The following is a 16432-nucleotide window of genomic DNA, read 5'->3' as shown; positions in this document are numbered from 1 at the left end:
GTCACCCGCTTGATAGGGTTTTAGCGCTGCAAAATCATCTCCCCCCGCTTCACCTCACCGAACTCCCCCTCGGCAACAGTCTCTCCTAACGGTAAAGGGCCCACAGAAATTGGACGGGGGTAAACCAAAAATTCAACATCCAGGTCAATGCGGCTCCAGCAGCGAAATAACCCGAGAGGGAAACGACTTTCAACCCTCAACCGAGGTGCCTGCACTCGCCCACGTTTTACTACCGGCATAGAGATACAAATATCCGCACTTTTCTGCTCGCACAAATCCACGCGACTGCCCTGCTCCGGTGGCCAACTCAGCTCGAGCCATTCCCGCTCCCGCTTGCCCTCACAACTGACATTAATTTCCGCCTCGGCAAAATCACCAGCAAAAGCTGCTCGGGTATCCACAAGGCGCAAGTGCACGCCACTTAAATTGGCAAAGGTGTGTAGTGGTAGCACCGCCAAAATGCTGACCAACAAAAATGTCAGAGCGAAAACCAGATTGTTTTCATAATTGGTGCCCAGCAACCACAATAATGCCACCACTATTAGGAAACCTAAGCCTGCGCGCGTGGGCAGGATAAATAATCGGCTGTGGTTCAAGGTAATCGCTCGGGCCCGCGGTGCCCGGCGACTAAGCCAGCGCTGCATAAGGTTGCGCCAATATTCCACCAGCAGGTGTATCGGATTGCGGGAAGGGTTCCGACGTTGGGGGTGACTTACACTCATCGACTCAGGCCGCAATCACATCCACTTGGCGCATCAGACGCTCAACCAACTGCTCGCCGTTGCTGCCATCGCTCTGTAATCGATGTCCTGCCACCGCCGGCAACACAGCCTGGATATCCTCAGGCAAAACATGGCCACGATTGTGAATCAACGCCCAGGCTTTGGCTGCGCGCAAAAGGGCCAAAGCGCCTCGGGGTGATAAACCCACTGCGCAATCCGGGCTCTGGCGGGTTTGCAAAACCAGTCGCTCCAGGTAATCCAACAGACTGTCAGAAGTTTTCACCTGTCCAACCAGGCTTTGCATTTTTCCGAGTGTGGCAATATCAATTCTGGGTTTTAATTTCGCCAGCTGCTGCCTCGGATCGGCCCCCATAAACAAAGCCCGCTCCGCCTCCCGGGTGGGATAACCGAGACTGATACGCATAAGGAAGCGATCCAGTTGGGATTCCGGCAATGCAAAGGTGCCCGATTGTTGCATCGGGTTTTGCGTGGCAATCACAAAAAATGGCTGGGGCAGTGTGCGGGTCTCGCCATCGACACTCACCTGGCGCTCTTCCATAGCTTCTAACAGCGCACTCTGGGTCTTTGGCGATGAGCGATTAATCTCATCCGCCAATAACACCTGGCTAAACACAGGTCCCTCGTGAAAGTGAAATTGGCTGGACTCCCGATCAAATATCGAAACACCAAGAATATCCGCCGGCAACATATCACTGGTGAACTGCACCCGCTTATAAGTTAGCCCCAGCACCTGTGCGAGTGCATGGGCCAAGGTGGTCTTACCCATACCCGGTAGGTCTTCGATCAACAGGTGGCCTTTTGATAACAAACAGGCCAACGCCAACTTCACCTGGCGCTCTTTACCTAATAAAACGCTGCCGATATCAGACACTATGGCGGAAACTATTTTTTGCACGGCAAATCCATTACTGCTCAATTTTTCTAAAGGGGGCTATTTCTGCACACCGACAGGGGCGCGACAAAATGCAAACACTACCGGAAGCAGCGAACAGTATTTCACTGTCCGCTAATAATCATAGGTAGCTGGGCGCGCTTATAACTGGGATAATCCACGCATCAGGTCGCGCTTGAGGTCCTCAACATTTTCCAGCCCTACCGAAACACGAATCAAATTTTCGGTAATTCCGGCGCGAGCCTTATCTTCATCACTAAGGCGGCCGTGGGTTGTCGTGGCAGGGTGCACAATAGTGGTTTTTGCATCCCCCAAGTTGGCGGTGCAGGAGAGGATTTTACAATTGTCGATCACTTTCCAGGCAGCTTCGCGACCACCGCGCACAGTAAAACTCAGCACTGCGCCAAAAGCGTCCTGCTGTTCCCGAGCAAGGCGATGTTGGGGGTGTTTAGGCAAGCCGGTGTAATTCACCTTCTCCACCATTTCCTGCTCATCGAGCCACCAAGCCAAGTCGAGTGCATTGGTGCAATGCGCCTGCATACGCAGCTTTAAAGTTTCCAGGCCTTTGAGGAATACCCAGGCATTAAACGGGCTCATACTCGGTCCAGCAGTGCGCAGGAAAACCACCAACTCATCCATTACATCCTTGCGGCCAACAGCAACACCGCCCAGGGCCCGGCCCTGGCCGTCGAGGAATTTGGTTGCGGAGTGCACCACAATATCGGCGCCCATGGATAGAGGTCGCTGCAGTGCCGGGGTACAGAAACAGTTATCGACAACCAGCATGGCACCAGCGCTGTGGGCGACCTGTGCCAACGCGCGGATATCGGCTACTTCACACAGAGGGTTGGAAGGCGTCTCCATAAACAGCAGCTTGGTGGAACCATCTACGGCCTGCTTCCAGGCATCCATATCGGTCAAATCGACATAGCTCACCCGCACGCCGAACTTTTCCATATAGCGGCCAAATAAAGCCGTAGTTGTGCCGAAAACACTGCGGGAACAGATAACGTGGTCGCCACTTTTCAGTAACGCCATACAAATACTGAGAATGGCAGCCATGCCGCTAGCAGTGGCTACCGCAGCTTCACCGCCTTCGAGAGCAGCGATGCGCTCTTCAAAAGTGCGTACTGTGGGGTTGGTATAGCGGGAGTAGACGTTGCCGGAGCTTTCGCCAGAGAAGCGCGCAGCAGCCTCTGCAGCGGAGGGGAAAACATAACTGGAGGTGAGGTAAAGTGCCTCGGAGTGCTCTCCTTCCGGTGAGCGAACCTGGCCGGCGCGCACCGCCAGGGTTTCCAGAGCGTAACCGTCGTCTTCAAACATATACCGCTTCCTGGTCAGTATTTTTGGAAGCAGTCATCTTAACCGAAACGATCTTAACTGGCGCCCTCTTCTGCCGCGAGAAAAGGACGCTTACGCTTTTTTACTATTGGCAGGCTACAAAAAACGGTTTTTTGCCGCCCGCCAAATCAGGTAAGGGATATTTAGATATTCCCCCAAGGACGAATTACAAAGCGTTGGCGTCGGCCTTTTTACGCTTGGCCGTATCATTGCGCTGAGCGTGCAGGTCGTTCAGGTATTCCTCGTCCACATCACCGGTGATGTAATTGCCGTCGAATACAGAGCAATCAAAGCGATCAATTTTTTGCTTGCCGCCGCTGGAGCTGACTACCAGATCTTCCAGCTCCTGGTAGATCAACCAGTCTGCGCCAATCTCCTCACAGATTTCCTCGGTGGTGCGACCGTGAGCCACAAGCTCAGTGGCGGAGGGCATATCGATACCGTAGACATTCGGGTATTTTACCGCAGGGGCAGCACTGGCGAAGTACACTTTGGCAGCACCGGCATCGCGGGCCATCTGGATAATCTGCTTACAGGTAGTACCGCGCACAATGGAGTCATCTACCAGCAACACATTCTTGCCACGGAATTCCAGCTCGATGGCGTTGAGCTTCTGGCGAACCGACTTCTTGCGCTGCTTTTGACCGGGCATGATGAAGGTCCGGCCGATATAGCGGTTCTTCACCATACCTTCACGGAATTTCACCCCCAAGCGGTGGGCTACCGTCTGACCTGCTGTGCGGGCAGAATCCGGGATCGGGATAACCACGTCGATATCGTGATCCGGGCGCATGCTGAGAATTTTGTCCGCCAGATGCTCACCCTGACGCAAACGCGCCTTGTGTACCGATACGCCATCCATAATGGAGTCAGGACGGGCAAAGTACACATGCTCAAAAATACAGGGAGTCAAAGACGGGTTATCTGAACACTGCTCGGAGTGCACAGTGCCATCCAGCTCGATATAGAGCGCTTCGCCAGGAGCGACATCGCGCACCAAGGTGTAACCCAGTACGTCCAGAGCCACGGACTCGGAAGCCACCATATATTCGGTGCCCTTCTCGGTTTCACGCTTGCCGTAAACCAGTGGGCGAATTCCGTTGGGATCGCGGAAAGCAACAATACCGTAACCGACAATCAGGGCAACGCAAGCGTAGGCGCCGCGCACGCGCTTATGTACAGAGCGCATCGCACTGAAGATATCTTCGGCTTTCGGCTGCAGCTTGTGCAACTTGTGCAGCTCGTGGGCGAACACGTTCAGCAACACTTCCGAATCAGAATCTGTATTGATATGGCGCAGGTCCTGCTGGAAGATCTCATCGACCACCTCGTGCACATTGGTGAGGTTGCCGTTGTGAGCCATGGCGATGCCGTAGGGAGAGTTCACGTAGAACGGCTGAGCCAGCGCCGGGCCGGAGCTGCCGGCAGTGGGGTAGCGGACGTGACCAATACCAAAATTGCCTTTCAGACGCTCCATGTGGCGCGCGCGGAATACGTCGCGAACCAGACCATTGGCTTTCTGCTGGTTCAGGCGATCATCGTCACAGGTAACGATACCGGCGGCATCCTGTCCCCTGTGCTGTAGCAGAGTGAGCCCATCATAGAGCTGCAGATTGACGTCACTCTTACCGACGATACCGACGATACCACACATATATTTGACCCTATTGACTCGAGAAGAGCGCTTTTGGCGCTCTATTTAAAACAACTTTACGAAGAATTCCTTAACGGAGCCCGCCAGCTCCCGCGCACTATCCTCAAACTCGAGGAAATGGGGAATCAGAACAGACTGACTCCACCAGCTGTCCTGTTCCACCGGCACCAATGCCGGAGCCAGGATCAACAGCGCCATCACGACAATGGCTCCCCGCACCAAGCCAAACGCCATTCCCAGCACTCTATCTGTACCGGATAGCCCAGTTGCCTCAACAAAGGCAGAAAGCACCATGTTGAGACCGGCGCCAGCGAGTAAGGTGCCGATAAACAGGATGCCAAAAGCTGCAATCATTTGGAGGGAGGGGGTGTCGACGAGGTTGGATAGCATTGGCGCCAGCTGGTCGCGAAACATCATGGCGACGATAAAGGCGGCAATCCAGGTAAGCAGAGACAAGGTTTCCTTGATGAAACCTCGACTAAGGCCGATAAGCGTGGAGATACCCACAATAGCCAGAATGATCCAGTCAGCCCAATTCATTCAATCCTACCTGCGTGGCGGCTGCTGCCGCGAAGAGCGCGCATTCTAACTGAAGGGACTAAGCGCGTGAAGCCGTAGGCCAACCGATTGGAATTTATTACTTTTAGTACCGCTTTCCCTGGACGTTTGGCGCAGTGGCAATCGGTTAATTGCGAATAAAAGTGCAAAGTGGAAGTCTGCCAGCAAGTTGCCACCATCCTCCTCGGACTGAAATGGTGGCAACCTGAAGCCAAAGGCCCGATCAGGCCTTGAACTGAAGCACGAGAGTCTGGGCTTTCAGAAGGGTATCCAGTTCTTTTTTCAGCTGATGGGCATCAGCCTTGTTGACCTTTGGCCCAACAAAGACCCGCACCAGGCGACCCTTGTCTGTATCCACTGCCCGAGTATAGGCACTGTAGCCCTCGTTCATCAGGCGCAAACGCAGCTTGTCCGCATTGGACTCATCCCGGTAGGAAGCCACTTGAACCACCCAGGCCACAGGCAGGCCATAGGCATCCACAAGGGGCGAGGCTCCCTTCTTCGGCGCGGCCAGTTTTTCCTCCGGCTCATCACTCTTGGCGATCTCTGACCGCCCCTCCCCCTCATCAGCTACTGGTGCCTTCGGGTTGGAGAAGTTCTCTGGCAGGTCCGGCTGGAAAGCCTCACCCGGCGCCGGTGCAGGCATAGCATCCGCTACCGGTTGCGGCTCGGCAATTTCAATAGGGCGTATATCCGGCTCCGCCGGAATCTGGCTGGTTTCACTGATATTGCCTGCGGCCTCCCGGTCCAACAGGCTGGGCAAGAAAATAACGGCAAGCGCAGCCAAAACCAGCGCACCGACAATGCGCTGCTTAAATCCGTCGTTCAATCGCCCTCGGCGGGAGGGTTTACCCTCGCAATTCTCCATTACCTTCGTCTCGCATCTGCTGCAGAACCTCAGCCACAGTAAAGAAGGAACCAAATACAAGCAACCTGTCTTGTGGACCAATGGTCGGCAGCAGCTGTTGTAAACCATCGGCGACGCTTGGACAGCGACTATTGGCGTTCGTTGCCTCAACACCTGCTGCGGCCAGACCTTCCAGCAAGGTCTCTCCGCTCGCAGCGCGGCTATTGCCCGGTAACTCTGCGGGGTGCCAGGCATCCACCACATCCCGCAAAGGCGCGAAGAGTCCCACCAAATCCTTATCGGCCATGGCCGCTACCAGCGCATGGGTCTCACCATCTACAGGGTGATCTGCAAGCCATTTAGCCAAGTGTTCGGCCGCTGCCGGATTGTGCCCCACATCCAACAGCAAGTTACACCCCTGCCATTGAACCTGCTGACAGCGCCCAGGCAGGGCAATTTCAGCCAGTGCAGATTCGATCCCACCCTGGGGCAATACATTGAGCAGAGCCAGCGCGGTAATCCCAGCAGCGATACTTGGGCGCGGCAGGCTGATCGGGGGGATCGCAAGTTCCAACTCACCAAAACGGTAAAGTTCTTTTTTACCCTCTCCCAAGTTAAGAGAGAAATCCTGACCCATAAAGTAACTGGAACTGGACAATTTTTCTGCCGCAGACAGCACAGATTGGGTGGGATTGCTATCAGCACAGACAAAAGGCGCCCCAGCACGCAGGACACCGGCTTTTTCACGGCCGATTATTTCCCGGTCACTGCCAAGCCAGTCCTCGTGATCAATGGCAACACTGGTGATAATAGCGAGATCCGCATCCACCAGGTTAACTGCATCCAGGCGTCCACCCAGGCCAACTTCCAGAAGTGCAAACTCGACGCCTGCCCTTTGAAATAACCAGAGCGCCGCCAGGGTGGTGTATTCAAAATAGGTCAGGCTGGTCTCACCGCGAGCAACCTCGATAGCCTCAAACGCCAGCACGAGATCTTTATCGGCAACCTCTTCACCCCCGATACGCACCCTCTCGTTAAAGCGCAGAAGGTGTGGGGAACTGTAAGCGCCTACGGAGCGCCCTCCCTTACACAGCAGCGCCTCCATAGTCGCCACGCAGGAACCCTTACCATTGGTGCCCGCCACAGTAATTACTGTCGGTGCCGGTTTCTGGATACCCAGTGCATCGGCCACAGACGCGACGCGCTCAAGACCTAATTCAATTTCGGAAGGGTGTAGCTGCTCCAGGCGGGAGAGCCAATCTTGCAGTGAAGGCATAGTTGAAAACATCGATGATGGGGCTGCAATCAGCGGAAATTAAGCTGATCACAGCATTACCCCAAGGGAATGGAAATCAGTTGCCGGTCAGTTTACCCAATATGCGGGACACTGTAGAGCGCATTTCCTTGCGAGGAATAATCATATCAATTGCGCCGTGCTCCAGCAGGAACTCACTGCGCTGGAAACCTTTCGGCAATTTCTGGCGAATGGTCTGCTCGATAATATTCGGGCCGGCAAAACCAGCGCGCGCTCCGGGCTCCGCCGCATTGATATCACCCAGCAGGGCCAGGGATGCGGAAACACCACCGTATACCGGGTCAGTCATAATGGAGATATATGGCACACCGGCCATCTTCATTTTTTCCAGCACCGCCGAGGTTTTGGCCATCTGCATCAGGGAGATCAGGGCCTCCTGCATCCGGGCACCCCCGGTAGCAGAGAAACAAACCAGCGGGATACGCTGCTCCAAGGCACGCTGAGCGGCACGGGTAAAGCGCTCGCCGACCACATAGCCCATGGAGCCACCGTGGAAAGCGAACTCAAATGCTACCGCTACCAGGGGGGCACCATTCAGGCTGCCCTGCATGGCGATCAGGGCATCCTTCTCACCAGTCGATTTTTGTGCCTGTACCAATCGGTCTTTATATTTTTTGACGTCTTTAAACTTCAGGCGATCAACCGGCTGCACATCGGTGGCCAGCTCTTCACGACCTTCCTCATCGAGGAAGATATCCAGGCGGCGACGGGCGCCGATTCTAAAGTGGTGATCGCACTTGGGGCACACATCCAGATTGCGTTCCAGCTCCGGGCGATAAAGCATCGCATCGCATTTGACGCACTTCTTCCAAACCCCCTCGGGGACCTTGCTGCTGCCGGTGCGACGCTCTGTGCGAATTACCGCAGGGACAATTTTTTCTAACCAGCTCATCTCGTTTCCAAATCCGGAGGCTTTCTTTGGGCCGGCACATTTTACCGACCAGTGGGTTTCAGGCTAGGAATTAAAACACTAAGCTGAACAACAAACCCGGCCAGATCAGCCGCTATTTTTGGCTTTCTGGCCAGCTTTGTGCTTAGACCTATAGCTGCTTTTAGCGATCCAGGGCTTCGCGCATCTCGCTGACAATAGCTCCAACCGCCGTTTTAGCGGCTTCCAGGTCTGCCGCCGCATCTACTGCCGACACCAGCACGCTACCGACTACAGCACCGTCGCCATGGGCACTGACCTGGCGGGCCGAGGTACCATCTTTAATACCGAAGCCAACACACAAGGGCAGATCGGTAAACTGGCGAATATGGTCCAGATTGTCACGCACTGAATCCAAATCCAGGTGGCCTGCTCCGGTAACCCCTTTCAGGGATACATAGTAAACAAAGCCACTGGCAACATCGGTAATTTCACGAATACGCTCTTCAGTGGTGGTAGGCGTCAGCAGGAAGATATTGCGCAGGTTGCGCTCCGCCAAAAAGGCATTCAGGGAACCGGACTCTTCAGCTGGCAGATCTACGGTCAGGGCACCATCGACACCCGCAGTGGACGCCGCTTCAGCAAACTCCAGTTCACCCATACGCTGAATCGGATTGGCATAGCCCATCAGGATTACCGGGGTGTCACTATCCGACTGACGAAATTCTTTCACCAATGCCAAACATTTGCGCAGCGAAGCCCCATTGGCCAGTGCGCGCTCATGCCCTTTCTGAATTACCGGGCCCTCTGCCATGGGGTCGGAAAATGGCACCCCCAGTTCAATAACATCGGCCCCGCTGGCCACCAACTGATGCATCAACGGCACAGTATTTTCCAAGCCGCCATCGCCGGCGACAATATAAGTTACCAGCGCCTTGCGGCCCTCATCGCGCAACTTGGCAAAGCGGCGATCAATTCTATTTTGTTCTGTCACAGTCTATTCCCTGAGCTACTCCTGGCAGAAAGCCAGCTCAATTATTTGATCTTCACCCATTTTGCCCGCCTCAGAGGCGGGCGGTGATATTGCTACACCTCGATACCGTCGATAGCGGCAACGGTGAAAATATCCTTATCGCCTCGGCCGGAGAGATTTACCAGGACATTCTGCTCAGGGCTCATGGAAGCCGCCAACTTGAGCGCGTACGCGACTGCATGGCTGGATTCCAATGCCGGCAAAATACCCTCAGTGCGAGTGAGTCGACGGAAGGCATCCAGGGCTTCATCATCATCGGCGGTGACATATTCCACCCGGCCGATATCTTTCAGCCAAGAGTGCTCGGGGCCAACACCCGGGTAGTCGAGCCCCGCAGAAACCGAGTGAGTCTCGATAATCTGGCCGTCATCATCCTCCATCAGGTAGGTGCGGTTACCGTGCAGAACACCGGGAATACCATCATTCAGTGGTGCAGCATGCTTACCGGAAGCCAGGCCTTCACCGCCGGCTTCGACACCAAACATTTTCACTTCAGCGTCATTCAGGAACGGGTGGAACAGGCCGATCGCATTGGAACCACCACCGACGCAGGCCACCAGCGCATCGGGCAACTGGCCAAAGCGCTCCAAACTCTGGCGACGGGCTTCACGGCCGATAATAGAGTTGAAGTCGCGCACCAATTGCGGATAAGGGTGAGGACCAGCCACAGTGCCGATAATGTAGAAAGTATTATCGACATTGGTTACCCAATCGCGCATGGCTTCATTCATGGCATCCTTTAGGGTCTTGGAACCGGATTCCACCGGCACCACTTCTGCCCCCAGCAGCTTCATACGGTATACGTTGGGGGACTGGCGCTTAACGTCTTCCGCACCCATATAAACCGTACACTGCAAACCGAGACGCGCCGCCACGGTTGCCGTAGCCACACCGTGTTGACCAGCGCCGGTTTCGGCAATAACACGGGTCTTACCGCTGTGTTTGGCCAGCAGTGCCTGGCCCACCGTGTTATTTACCTTGTGCGCACCGGTATGGTTCAGGTCTTCCCTCTTAAGCCAGATTCGCGCACCGCCCGCCTGCTCAGTCAGTCGCTCAGCAAGATACAGCGGCGATGGCCTGCCTACGTAGTGCGCCAGATCGTGATCAAAGGCAGCGACAAAATCCGGATCATCTTTCAGGCGGCTATACATTGCCTGAAGCTCATCCAATGCGCTGATCAGCGTCTCCGATACAAAGCGACCGCCGTAGGGACCAAAATGTCCGCTCGCATCCGGGAAGGTGGAAAAATCGATAGCACCTGGCTTACTCACACTCATACTCCGTGGGTCACGTGGGGTTAAAACTTTCTTTCTGTTTACCTACTGTTTGAATAGTTCTTCCTGAACTATTCAAACGTCGCCAGAAAACACTGGCGCAGATGCGTCGATCTGCTGGTATTTGCTGGCTCGCGCCGGCCAAGCCGGCGGGCGGCACTTCCCTGTGCCGCTTCAATACTATTAGCCGTAGTTCTTCCTGAACTATTCAAACGTCGCCAGAAAATACTGGCGCAGATGCGTCGATCTACTGGTATTTACTGGCTCGCGCCGGCCAAGCCGGCAAGCGGCACTTCCCTGTGCCGCTTCAATACTATTAGCCGTAGTTCTTCCTGAACTATTCAAACGTCGCCAGAAAATACTGGCGCAGATGCGTCGATCTGCTGGTATTTGCTGGCTCGCGCCGGCCAAGCCGGCGGGCGACACTTCCCTGTGCCGCTTCAATACTATTAGCCCTAGCTCTTCCTGAACTATTCAAACGTCGCCAGAAAATACTGGCGCAGATGCGTCGATCTGCTGGTATTTACTGGCCCGCGCCGGCCAAGCCGGCGGGCGGCACTTCCGGTACCGCCTCTAAATCTATCTCTTCGCCGCACTGACAAACGCAAAAACTTTTTCTCGATCCTTGCGTCCCGGCTGCCACTCTACACCGCCGCTCACATCCACCCCCTGTGGGCGCGCAGCTTCTACTGCTGCGGTTACATTCGCGGGATTCAAGCCACCGGCGAGGACAATCGGGCGGCTGCTATCTTGGGGAACCCTGTCCCAATCAAAAGTCTCTCCGGTACCACCGGGGACACCAGGCCTGTAGGCATCCAATAGAAAACCCCGGGCTTTGGGGTGCTCAGTCATTGCGGCTTTGACATCGAGGTCATCTTTCATCCGCAACGCTTTGATATAGGGGCGCCGGAATTGTTCGCAGAAACGGGCTCTTTCATCGCCGTGGAATTGCAACAGGTTGAGCGGCACCGATTCCAGTACAGCGTCCACCTCACTCTGTGCCGCATCGACAAATAACCCCGTCAGGGTGACAAATGGGGGAACTGCTGCTGCAACTTTAGCTGCCATATCAAGATCGATATAGCGCGGGCTCGGCTTATAAAATACCAGGCCCAACGCGTCGGCACCCGCATCTACAGCCATCAGAGCATCTTCTATACAAGTGATGCCGCATATTTTTACTTGCATCGTGTAACCTGGACTCAGCCGGCTGGCCGATCAAAAGAGGGAACGACGGATACTAGCAGATAGTCAGAAGGCGCGAAATGCACGCCCTCTCCCAGATTTGCTTTAGCCTCGAAAAATTCAGCAGTCTAACTGGAAAGCAAAGCACCCAAAGGCTGTGGCACCAGCAGTGGCCCAGGCTCACATTGGGGAAGCTGGAAATGATCCGGATAGCGCACATCAACGAGATACAAGCCAAACGGCGGTGCAGTCACGCCTCCGGCGGAGCGGTCCCGCTGATCCAGCACCTCTTTTACCCAAATTGGTGGACGCTCACCTCGCCCCACAGCCATCAAAACCCCGGTGATATTACGCACCATATGGTGAAGGAATGCGTTAGCACTAATTTCCAAGGCAACCAGCTGACCCACTGGAGCAATATCCAGGCGGGTAATTTCGCGCACCGGGCTCTTGGCCTGGCACTGAGAGGCACGGTAGCTGGTGAAGTCGTGGCGGCCAATCAAGTAGCTGGCTCCCTCACTCATCGCCTCCAAGTCCAGTAAGTGCTGGGTCCAGGTTACCTCAGCGGCGCTGTGGGCCGAGCGGGTCGGTGCGCTGTGGATCAGGTAGCGATAACTGCGTGCGTGAGCGGAAAAACGTGCATGGAACTGCGCCGGCATTTCCCGAGCCCAGCGCACCCGCACTGAATCCGGCAACTTGGTATTAACTCCCTGCACCCAGGCGCGGTCCGGGCGCTGCGCTCGGGTATCAAAGTGAATGACCTGATTGGTAGCATGAACGCCCGCATCAGTACGCCCGGCACAAACCAAGGTCACATCCTCCGCTGCAATAGTGGATAAAGCCCGCTCCAGATAAGCCTGGACAGTCTCCGATGCAGACTTCTGCTTCTGGAAACCGTGCAGTTTGGCTCCGCAGTATTCAACGCCCAGGGCTATGCGGCGCAGCCCTTCGGGCAGCCCCTCACCTTCAGGGACCTCCCCATTGGGCTTGTAAATATATTCCCTCTGCGTCACCTGACTCATATCACCAAAACCACTTGCTCTCCCCGCTGCGACTGCGCCGGGTAAAAATCACTGCCGGGAACTTCCCGGTAAACATAAAAAAACCTCGCAACCAGTGCGAGGTTTTTTTCAAAAACGGAATACGCTGCTAGCTTACACCATCCGCTCCAGCATTTCCTCGGCGCGGTCTTTGTGTTCACCGCCACCATCCTGGGCTACCTCTTTGAGGATATCCTTAGCGCCCTCTTCGTCACCCATATCCATATAAGCTTGAGCCAACTCCAACTTGGTCGCCATCTCATCGCCGCCTTCCAGCAAACTCAACTCTGAATTGAGGTCGCTTTCCAGGTTGAAGTCGAGGTCACCAAAGTCAGAATCTGACGGCTTTTCGACAATCGCCTCAACCTGCTCTGTCGCTTCAGGCTTAGCTTCAACCAGGGGTTCTGGCTCAAGAGTCAAATCACCCTCAGTGGATTCATCGATGAGAGCCAGCTCATCCTCCAGGGAAAACTCCTCTTCGATTGCATCCGCATTGAAGTCCAGGTCGCTAGCCCCGGCCAGCTCCATACCTGCAGCATCGAGAGTATCCAAGTCAGCATCGAGGGATAAATCTGCTGCCGGCTCACTGCTGGCCGCGGCTACCTCTGCCGAGGGCTGCTCAGTTGCGTTGAGATCCGCAGCAATATCATCCAGGTCGATACCGTCAAGATCCAGGTCGGAATCCAAGTCGCCGCCGATCATCTCCAGATCGCCATCAGAGAAGTCATCCATGGATAACTCTTCTGCAGACTCCTGGGCAGAGGAGACTCCTTCTGCCAGGGAGATCTCCTCGCTCAAACCGCTGTCAACGGAATCCAGCTCCAGAGCATCATCCAATTCAAAGGCCGTATCCAGCTCAACCGAAATCTCTTCTTCTTTCTGGGGCTGAATCTCTTCCTCCATCATGGAAAGATCCAGCTCAAAATCCAAACCCGGAACGGAACCACCGCTGGTAGTTGCCTTTTCTTCCAGCTGGGCCTCAACTGAGGCCTCAGAGTTTTCTTCTGCCGCCGGCTCCAAGTCGAGGGAATCCAGATCCAAATCAGAGGTATCGAATTCTATTGGAGCATCGACACTCTCTTCTGTGTTATCAGAAAGCTCAAGCCCCAAATCGTCTTCAATCAAAGCGGGCTCTTGATTACTTGAGCCCAGATCACCCAGGTCCAACTCACCCAAATCAAGTTCATCAAGATTTAAATCGCTTTCAACTTCTGGTTCCGATACCTCAGCAGTAACTTCTTGGCTGTCTCCGTCTAGAGCACTGTCCAGGTCCAAATCATCCAGATTGAACTCGGTATCCAGCGACTCGCTTTGATCTGCGCTCGCCTGCAACGGCTCTTCAAAGCTGCTATCCAACTCCAGATCCAGGGACAGCTCTTGCTCAGAATCAGAGCTTTCCTCATCCAATGACAGATCCATAGTCAGGTCATCGAGGAGAGAGGTATCCGGCTCCAGCGCGTCACCGCTACCAACCAGTCCCGGCTCGGCGCTGGTGAAGTCATCGTCCAGGGCCGCGCCGATATCGTCGAGCTGCGCCGCTTCGAAGGACTCATTGGAAAGACCCATAGCTGGGGCTTCAAAATCCGGCGCACCAGCAATGGATTCACGCAGGCGGGCGGCGCGATCGGCAGCAGGACCGTCGCTGATGCTAAGCAGCTGGCGGTAGTGATCGTCAAACTTTTCAACGTCCTGGTTGTGGGCGTAAACCTCCATCAACATCAGGCGCGCATCGACTACCTGCGGGTCCTTTTCCAGGCCCAGCAGCAGCTTGCTTTCCGCTTCCTCATACTGCCCCAGGGACAGGTGAATCTCCGCTTCAGAAATTGGGTCATCAGTGCCTACATCGCCGAGATCGCCCAGATCGAAGGTATCGTCTGCCTCCATGCTCTCAACTGCAGCGAGAGTTTCATCGGGTTCGGCAATATCCTCAGGAATATCCAGCGGCTCTTGTTCCATAGCCATCTGCTGTTCAAGTTCCTGCTGCGCCTCTTGTTCAGCCTTGCGGCGACGCCAGGTGAACAGGCCAAATATAGCGGCCAGCAGACCCGCACCACCCAAGCCAATCAGCATTCCGTTATCGGCCAGCTGCTCCATAAAGGTTGGCTTGGGCTTGGTTTGAACTTCAACTACACGGTTACGCGCCTCTGCTGGAGCTGGTTCGGCTTCAACAGTTTCTTCTTCCGTATCAGCAGCAACATCAAACTCTTCGCTGTCTTCAACAGTCAGGCTGTCATCTAAAGACTCTACTTCAACGCCATCCGCCTCAGTGGGGTCGAGCAACACGTCTGACTGCTCCGCGGCGGCCTGCACCGCAGCCAATTCCTCATTGGAAACATCAATCAGCGTATCCATGGTATCGATTTGCTCGTCGAGCTCGGCGATACGTTCACGCAATTCAGTGTTTTCGAGCTTGGACTTATCCAGCTCTTCCTCAGCTACTGTGAGATCGCCTTCCAGCGCCTCACTGTCATCAGTGCCGACTCCAGAACCGGAGGTAACGGACTCATTGTCTCCCGGAGCGGCTAAGCTAACGCGTCCTTCAACCGTTTCGCTGACAAAGGACTCCTCCTCAACCGCACGGGCATCCAGCGGTGCGCCGGTAGCCACTTCCACTTCGGAGCGCTGGCGCCAGGAGTCATTCTGTTGAGCCACCTCAGAAATCGCCTCCGTCATAGTCAGAGTGCGCAAATCCTCGCTGTTGGGCAGGCGCAGTACGGCACCTTTCTTCAACAGGTTGATATTGTCATTAATAAAGGCTTCTGGGTTCAGCCTTTGAATCGCCAGCATGGTCTGCTGAACAGAGAACTCGCGACTGGCACGATTTTGCAGCGCGATTTCCCACAACGTATCGGAGGAACTTACCGGGCCATATACCTGGCTGTTGCTCTCACTGGTGTCTGTAGTCGTAAAGCGTGGCTGCGGACGAGCGGGCTCACGAGTTTCTGGGGCAGTCCTTTCAGTTGGGGCTGGTTCGGCCGGTGCCTGGCGAACAGCCGGGGCCGGTGTTGTGCGAGGCTGGGGCTGCTGAACTGGGGCTGTGCGACGCACTTGCTGCCGCTCGCGCTCAGCTGCGCGCACGGGTTGCTGCGCAGCCGTTGGGGAAAACGCCGGCAGGTCCATTAGCAGCGTATATTCGCGCAGTAGACGGCCACTGGGCCAGCGAGTCTCAACCAGGAAATTCAAAAAAGGTTCGCGAATGGCGTCGCGACTGGAAATGCGGATAACCGGCTTGCCACCGGAGTAGTCCACTTCAAAACTTAAAGATGTAAGGAGGTAAGAGCGCTCGACACCAGCGCGTTCGAATTCTTCAGGACCTGCGAGGCGAACCCTAATTTCGGTATCTTCCAAACCGCGAGTCTGCAGCAGTCCGATTTCCGCATCGAGAGGCTGGTTAAGGGTCGAGTTGAGCTTGATCTCACCTAGTCCAAGCGCCAGAGCCGCGTTGCTTCCCAGTGCACCGACTAGACCAACTGCAAGTGCCAACTTACGCACACGCATATCCGATTCCCTTTATTGTTAGAACCTTCCCAGGGTTTCCGAAAAGCGCGCCTTCAGAATATCCCCATTACTGAACGGTAATCGTTCAACTAATTAGCCGCCGTTTAGGCAGCCGCCAACTATGGCGAATTTTTCGCCAGTCTCAGCCAGGCCAAAGTTAAGATTACACCTTCACTATGGCCGC

Annotated in this window: 13 protein-coding genes; all 13 read right to left on the bottom strand. The window is 55.1% G+C overall.

What is annotated here, in order from left to right; genetic code table 11:
- Positions 1-20: 20 nt before the first annotated feature.
- The 13 genes from QT397_10415 to QT397_10355 all read right to left on the bottom strand — a co-directional run bounded on the left by QT397_10415 (position 21) and on the right by QT397_10355 (position 16248).
- Complete coding sequence (locus QT397_10415) at positions 21-722, bottom strand: hypothetical protein (protein ID WNZ57731.1); 702 nt, start codon at positions 720-722, stop codon at positions 21-23.
- A 4-nt stretch (positions 723-726) separates the two neighbouring features.
- A complete protein-coding gene (locus QT397_10410; GenBank protein WNZ57730.1) occupies positions 727-1638 on the bottom strand; it encodes an AAA family ATPase in 912 nt (303 codons plus the stop codon).
- Between the two features lie 138 nt (positions 1639-1776).
- Complete coding sequence (locus QT397_10405; protein ID WNZ57729.1) at positions 1777-2958, bottom strand: O-succinylhomoserine sulfhydrylase; 1182 nt, start codon at positions 2956-2958, stop codon at positions 1777-1779.
- 184 nt (positions 2959-3142) lie between these two features.
- Positions 3143-4630 carry an amidophosphoribosyltransferase gene (gene purF / locus QT397_10400; GenBank protein WNZ57728.1) on the bottom strand — a complete coding sequence of 496 codons (1488 nt, stop codon included), beginning with the start codon at positions 4628-4630 and terminating at the stop codon, positions 3143-3145.
- Between the two features lie 45 nt (positions 4631-4675).
- Positions 4676-5170 carry a CvpA family protein gene (locus tag QT397_10395; GenBank protein WNZ57727.1) on the bottom strand — a complete coding sequence of 165 codons (495 nt, stop codon included), beginning with the start codon at positions 5168-5170 and terminating at the stop codon, positions 4676-4678.
- 241 nt (positions 5171-5411) lie between these two features.
- On the bottom strand, positions 5412-6056 hold the full coding sequence (locus QT397_10390; GenBank protein WNZ57726.1) for an SPOR domain-containing protein: 645 nt from the start codon (positions 6054-6056) through the stop codon (positions 5412-5414).
- Complete coding sequence (gene folC / locus QT397_10385; protein ID WNZ57725.1) at positions 6037-7311, bottom strand: bifunctional tetrahydrofolate synthase/dihydrofolate synthase; 1275 nt, start codon at positions 7309-7311, stop codon at positions 6037-6039. The genes QT397_10390 and folC overlap by 20 nt, the downstream gene beginning before the upstream one ends.
- A gap of 76 nt (positions 7312-7387) precedes the next feature.
- The gene (gene accD / locus QT397_10380) at positions 7388-8242 is read right to left on the bottom strand and encodes an acetyl-CoA carboxylase, carboxyltransferase subunit beta (protein ID WNZ57724.1); all 855 of its coding nucleotides are present in this window, start codon (positions 8240-8242) and stop codon (positions 7388-7390) included.
- Between the two features lie 160 nt (positions 8243-8402).
- Positions 8403-9212: a tryptophan synthase subunit alpha gene (gene trpA / locus QT397_10375; protein WNZ57723.1), complete on the bottom strand. Its 810-nt coding sequence runs from the start codon at positions 9210-9212 to the stop codon at positions 8403-8405.
- 92 nt (positions 9213-9304) lie between these two features.
- A complete protein-coding gene (trpB, locus tag QT397_10370; GenBank protein ID WNZ57722.1) occupies positions 9305-10528 on the bottom strand; it encodes a tryptophan synthase subunit beta in 1224 nt (407 codons plus the stop codon).
- 576 nt (positions 10529-11104) lie between these two features.
- Positions 11105-11713 (bottom strand): phosphoribosylanthranilate isomerase, encoded by a 609-nt coding sequence (locus QT397_10365; protein WNZ57721.1) that lies wholly within the window; start codon positions 11711-11713, stop codon positions 11105-11107.
- 125 nt (positions 11714-11838) lie between these two features.
- Entirely contained in the window at positions 11839-12732 is an 894-nt protein-coding gene (gene truA, locus QT397_10360; protein WNZ57720.1) for a tRNA pseudouridine(38-40) synthase TruA, read from the bottom strand.
- Positions 12733-12864: 132 nt separating this feature from the next.
- On the bottom strand, positions 12865-16248 hold the full coding sequence (locus tag QT397_10355; protein ID WNZ57719.1) for a FimV/HubP family polar landmark protein: 3384 nt from the start codon (positions 16246-16248) through the stop codon (positions 12865-12867).
- Between the last annotated feature and the right edge of the window lie 184 nt (positions 16249-16432).

Origin of the sequence: Microbulbifer sp. MKSA007, from assembly GCA_032615215.1 — a bacterium.
Classification (GTDB): domain Bacteria; phylum Pseudomonadota; class Gammaproteobacteria; order Pseudomonadales; family Cellvibrionaceae; genus Microbulbifer.
This window is presented reverse-complemented; position numbering and strand designations above follow the sequence as displayed.

Coding starts and splice junctions, on each gene's coding strand:
- QT397_10415 (WNZ57731.1), bottom strand. CDS start 722: ATGAGTGTAAGTCACCCCCAACGTCGGAACCCTTCCCGCAATCCGATA.
- QT397_10405 (WNZ57729.1), bottom strand. CDS start 2,958: ATGTTTGAAGACGACGGTTACGCTCTGGAAACCCTGGCGGTGCGCGCC.
- purF (WNZ57728.1), bottom strand. CDS start 4,630: ATGTGTGGTATCGTCGGTATCGTCGGTAAGAGTGACGTCAATCTGCAG.
- QT397_10395 (WNZ57727.1), bottom strand. CDS start 5,170: ATGAATTGGGCTGACTGGATCATTCTGGCTATTGTGGGTATCTCCACG.
- QT397_10390 (WNZ57726.1), bottom strand. CDS start 6,056: ATGGAGAATTGCGAGGGTAAACCCTCCCGCCGAGGGCGATTGAACGAC.
- folC (WNZ57725.1), bottom strand. CDS start 7,311: ATGCCTTCACTGCAAGATTGGCTCTCCCGCCTGGAGCAGCTACACCCT.
- accD (WNZ57724.1), bottom strand. CDS start 8,242: ATGAGCTGGTTAGAAAAAATTGTCCCTGCGGTAATTCGCACAGAGCGT.
- trpB (WNZ57722.1), bottom strand. CDS start 10,528: ATGAGTGTGAGTAAGCCAGGTGCTATCGATTTTTCCACCTTCCCGGAT.
- QT397_10365 (WNZ57721.1), bottom strand. CDS start 11,713: ATGCAAGTAAAAATATGCGGCATCACTTGTATAGAAGATGCTCTGATG.
- truA (WNZ57720.1), bottom strand. CDS start 12,732: ATGAGTCAGGTGACGCAGAGGGAATATATTTACAAGCCCAATGGGGAG.
- QT397_10355 (WNZ57719.1), bottom strand. CDS start 16,248: ATGCGTGTGCGTAAGTTGGCACTTGCAGTTGGTCTAGTCGGTGCACTG.